The 2406-nt window shown below is 74.8% G+C and carries 1 protein-coding gene; it reads left to right on the top strand.

Annotation, left to right across the window (positions count from 1 at the left end; all coding sequences use genetic code 11):
* On the top strand, positions 1–2179 hold a 2179-nt coding region (locus HCK04_RS40080), incomplete at its 5' end, for an SDR family NAD(P)-dependent oxidoreductase (RefSeq protein WP_205831286.1).
* Between the last annotated feature and the right edge of the window lie 227 nt (positions 2180–2406).

Below are 2406 nucleotides of genomic sequence, written 5' to 3'. Positions count from 1 at the left end.
GCGGCGCAGGCACTGGGTGAGCCCGCCGAAGTCCGGCCAGGCCGGGCCCTACGACGACGGAAAGGCGCGTTTCTGGGACATCGTCAGCCGCGGCGACCTCGACGCTCTGGTCGGCACCCTGGGTGCCGAAGCCGAGCGCGTACGGCAGTCGCTCGGGGAGGCCCTGCCGGTCCTGGCCTCATGGCATGCCGTTCGGGACGCGCGGACCACGCTGGATTCGTGGCGCTACCGCGTCGCCTGGCGGCCGGTGGAGGAGCCCGCGCTCCGGTCCGGGGGCCGCTGGCTGCTGGTCCGTACACCGTGGGAGACGGCCGCGGCCTGGGCGAAGGCCCTGCGACACGTGCTGGAGGAGCGCGGCGCCGAGGTGGCGGAGGCCGTCGTCGGCGGGACGGCCGACCAGGATTCCCTGGTGGCGTCGCTCACCTCCGTGCGGACCGGTGAGCGATTCACCGGTGTCGTGTCCCTGCTCGGCCTGGACGGCACCCCCTACGAGGGTCAGGACATCGCTCTGCTGCAGGCGTTGGACGCGGCGGCGGTCGACGGCCCGCTCTGGCTCACGACGAGCGGCGCGGTCGCGGCGGCGCCGTCCGACCGGGTGCCGGACCCCGCCGGGGGGCTCGCGTGGGGCCTGGGCGGAGTGATCGCCGCCGAGAGGCCCGAGCGGTGGGCCGGGATCGTGGACCTTCCGCCCCTGCACGAGTCGCCGCACGGGTCGCCGCCTGATGGGCGGAGCGTCGCGTACGCCGTGACCGCGCTGACCGGACGGCACGGCGAGTCGGAACTCGCGGTGCGCGCCTCGGGACTTCTCGCGCGCCGGCTGGTTCCCGCGCCGAGCCGGGAGGCCACGCCTGCGGAGTGGACACCGGCGGGGACCGTGCTCATCACGGGCGGCACGGGCGCGCTCGGTGCTCATGTGGCCCGGCGGCTGGCCCGGCGCGGGGTCCCGCACCTGTTGCTGGTCAGCCGGCGGGGGCTCGACGCTCCCGGGGCGGAGGACCTGCGTGCCGAGCTCACCGGGCTGGGCACCCGGGTGACGGTCGCCGCGTGCGACGTCTCCGACCGGGACGCTCTCGCCGCCGTGCTCGCGGCCGTGCCGCCGGAGCATCCGCTGACCGCCGTGGTCCACACCGCCGCCGTACTGGACGACGGCCTGCTCGGCTCGCTCACGCAGGAGCGGCTGACCGCCGTGAACCGGGTGAAGGTGGGCGGCGCGCTCGCCCTGCACGAGCTGACCCGGGAGCTTCCCCTGACGGCGTTCGTGCTGTTCTCGTCGGTCACCGGGCTGATCGGCAATCCCGGCCAGGGCAACTACGCGCCGGGCAACGCCTTCCTTGACGCCCTCGCCGAGCATCGCCGGTCGCTCGGCCTGCCCGCCACCTCCATCGCCTGGGGGCACTGGGACGGCGAGGGCATCGCCGGCGAGGAGGCCCGGGAGGGGCTGCGGCGAAGCGGATTCCCGCCCATGGCCCCCGATCTCGCGGTGTCGGCGCTGGAAGAGGCGGTGGCCGGCGGAGAGACCCGGCTGGTCGTCGCCCGCGCGGACTGGGCGACGGTGCACGCCGTACGGCCTCACCCGCTGCTCGCCGAGCTGCCCGAGGCCCGTGCGGCGGCGCCCGGCGCGGCGGAGACCTCCGGCGGGGAGCCGGACCTCCCCGCGCGGCTCGCGGCCCTGCCGGAGCCCGAGCGACGGCCGACGCTGCGCGCGCTGGTCCGCGCGGAGATCGCCGACGTGCTCGGATACGGCTCGGCGGCCGAAGTGGACGACGACCGGGGCTTCCGCGACCAGGGGTTCACCTCACTGTCGGCCGTCGAATTGCGCAACCGCCTCACCCGGCTGACCGGAACGCCGCTTCCGAGCACGCTCGTGTTCGACTACCCGACGCCCGCCGGGCTCGTGGACCACCTGCTCCACGTGCTGCTGCCCGATCCCGAGCCGCCCGTCGCCGCCGTGCTCGCAAAGCTCGGTGAGCTGGAGACGCTGATCGGTGAGCTGGAGACGCTGCTCGGCGAGACGCTTTCATCGTCAGATCGGGAGGCCGCGGCGAACCGGATGCGGCGCCTCGCGGAGCTTCTCGGGGAGACCCGGCCCGGCGAGCGCCCCGCGGCGGCCGCCGACCTGTCCTCGGCCTCCGACGACGAGCTCATCGACTTCATCAGCAACGAGCTCGGCATCTCCTGACCTGTTCCCTTTGCCCCACCCTGGCCCATGGAAGGCGGACCTGTGAGCGACGACCAGATCCGGCGTCTCCTCCGACGCGTGACGGAGGAACTGCACAAGACGCGCGAAGAACTGCGGGACGTCCGGGACGAGCAACGGGAGCCGATCGCGATCGTGGGGATGGGCTGCCGTCTGCCCGGCGGGGTGGCCTCCCCCGAGGACCTGTGGGACCTGGTCGCCGAGGGCCA

This window comes from Microbispora sp. CL1-1, assembly GCF_012034195.1.
Taxonomy (GTDB): Bacteria; Actinomycetota; Actinomycetes; order Streptosporangiales; family Streptosporangiaceae; genus Microbispora.
Note: the sequence above shows the minus strand (reverse complement) of the source record. Positions and strands in the feature narration are given on the sequence as shown.